The sequence below is a fragment of the uncultured Campylobacter sp. genome (assembly GCF_938040115.1).
Lineage (GTDB): Bacteria > Campylobacterota > Campylobacteria > Campylobacterales > Campylobacteraceae > Campylobacter_A.
This window is the reverse complement of record NZ_CALHXD010000128.1, coordinates 1-1,863: the sequence shown is the minus strand read 5'-3', so window position 1 is coordinate 1,863 and position 1,863 is coordinate 1. Positions and strand designations below refer to the sequence as shown.

Annotated in this window: 2 protein-coding genes and 1 pseudogene; all 3 read right to left on the bottom strand. The window is 39.0% G+C overall.

The features are described 5' to 3' along the window. Window positions 1-429: 429 nt before the first annotated feature. Window positions 430-1,200 carry a hypothetical protein gene (locus Q0314_RS04915; RefSeq protein WP_298057165.1) on the bottom strand — a complete coding sequence of 257 codons (771 nt, stop codon included), beginning with the start codon at window positions 1,198-1,200 and terminating at the stop codon, window positions 430-432. A 3-nt stretch (window positions 1,201-1,203) separates the two neighbouring features. Then, window positions 1,204-1,719, bottom strand: coding sequence for a hypothetical protein (locus Q0314_RS04910; protein WP_298057162.1), 516 nt, complete (start codon window positions 1,717-1,719; stop codon window positions 1,204-1,206). Between the two features lie 11 nt (window positions 1,720-1,730). Next, window positions 1,731-1,863 (bottom strand): annotated as a pseudogene (locus Q0314_RS04905) (YggS family pyridoxal phosphate enzyme); the annotation flags it as partial.

The following is a 1,863-nucleotide window of genomic DNA, read 5'->3' as shown; positions in this document are numbered from 1 at the left end:
TATTCTGATTTTCTTGCCGCCTTGTCTAAAACGGGTAAGGCGGTTTTACTTCTTTTTTTGTAAATAAAATTTCACAAATACGATTCGTTAAATTATTATGTCAAATAGTAGTCGATAGTATCCGCTTGCATGTTTGGCTGGAGTAAATTTCATTTTAGACATTGCGAGTTTCCAAGCGTAAATTTATCGCATTAAATTTAACTTACTCACCGCGGTTTTTAAAACTAGCGCAAAATTTGATTTGCAGCAATAAACTCGCCCGTATTTTACACCTAAAACGTTTAGATAAAGTGACAAACCTATCAAATTTGAATAATTGCTGCGATAATTTTGCAAATAACAGCAAAGTTATGTTTGACCAAAAAAGGCCAATCTAAGCTCTTGATATACGAAATTTAGGTTGCTAGTTTATCCTGGCTCGTAGCAAATTTACTTGCCAAAAAGCTCCTTTATAGCGCCGAAAAAGCCGCCTGAGTCTTCGTTTTTGTCGCTTTCATTTTTTTTATCCAGCTTCATGGCTTCGCTTAGTTGCTGAGCCGCCGTATCGGCGTAGATAAACGCGCCTTCCGGGTCGCAATTAAAAAGATTTGAGTAGCACTCAGAATCATTTAAATCAATCGGGTTGGGTATAATCACGTCTGTCGCCTCAAGCAGCCCGTAGCCGTTTTCTACGCAAAATTTAACTGCGCTCAAAAACGCAGGCAAATTTTGCGCGTAAAAGTCATCTACTTTTTGTTTTATATTTTTATCGGCATTGTAGTCCTGCCAAAATTTAGCCAAATTTGCCGCGCTTATAAATGCGCCAGATGAGTAGTTTCCGTCAAATTCGCCCGTAAATTTTGCTTTTATCTCGGGCGGTATGACGCCGCTTATATTGCTTAGATACTGCTTAAATTCACTGCGTTCGTCCGCCAAAAAGCCAAACGCCGTGCCGCGCGTGTAGAAGTATTTTCTAAAAAATCCTTGCACGGCGGCGAGTATGTAACCGTGTCCCGTCGAAAAGCTCTCGCCATCTTTGGTTTCAAGCGCGATTTTTAGGGTATCGATGTATTTTTGCGCATAAAAATCCTCCATGCCGTACTCTTTTGCGAGTCTTTGTGCGACCGACCAATCACCCTCTCGCGCGCTTTTTAACGCGTCAAAATACCACTGCTTTATCTCGCTTTCATTGATCGGATGATAGCTCACGTCGTAGCCCATTTATTAGTCCTTTGTTTTTTCTTGATTTTTTGTTTTAAATTTGTCGTAATTTGATAGGTAGTAAGTCGCCCTAGACAAAAAATGTAGAAACGAAATATACAGGGCTATCGGTATCAAAAATAAAAATGCGGATATTAACAACAAGCCCCACAGCATATCGCTAGCCGATTTGAAAAAGTATACGTAATAGTATGTTCCGCTCCCGCTTCCCTCATTCCAGCCTTCAACATTGCATAGAAGTAAAAAATTTATAAATAATAAAATACCCAAAAGCACAAAATACTTACAGTTTCGTAGTCTTGGTATCAAGCCGTAGATGAGACATATAACGATATCGGTAAGTATTAAAATTTTAAACCCAACTGCATCCCTATCATCATAAGGAGCAACAAAAGATAGAGTTAAAAAGCCGGCAATAAGTCCGATTATATCAACTATTATCGGAAGGGGATTAGTATTTTTGTTACTCTGCTTATTTTTTAAAAATAGCAGCTCAAGCTCGTCTCTTCGTTTTTCCATATTTCAGCCTTTTAACTATACAAAATCGACCCCAAACGAATCATATTCGAGCCGCATTTTATCGCCAGCTCAAAGTCTCCGCTCATACCCATCGAGCAAATTTGCGCACCCTTTGATTGCAGATTTTCGTAAATTTTACGCGTA

What these genes read in the sequence shown, in the direction of transcription:
- Q0314_RS04915 (WP_298057165.1), bottom strand. Translation starts at nt 1,200, where the DNA reads ATGGGCTACGACGTGAGCTATCATCCGATCAATGAAAGCGAGATAAAG.
- Q0314_RS04910 (WP_298057162.1), bottom strand. Translation starts at nt 1,719, where the DNA reads ATGGAAAAACGAAGAGACGAGCTTGAGCTGCTATTTTTAAAAAATAAG.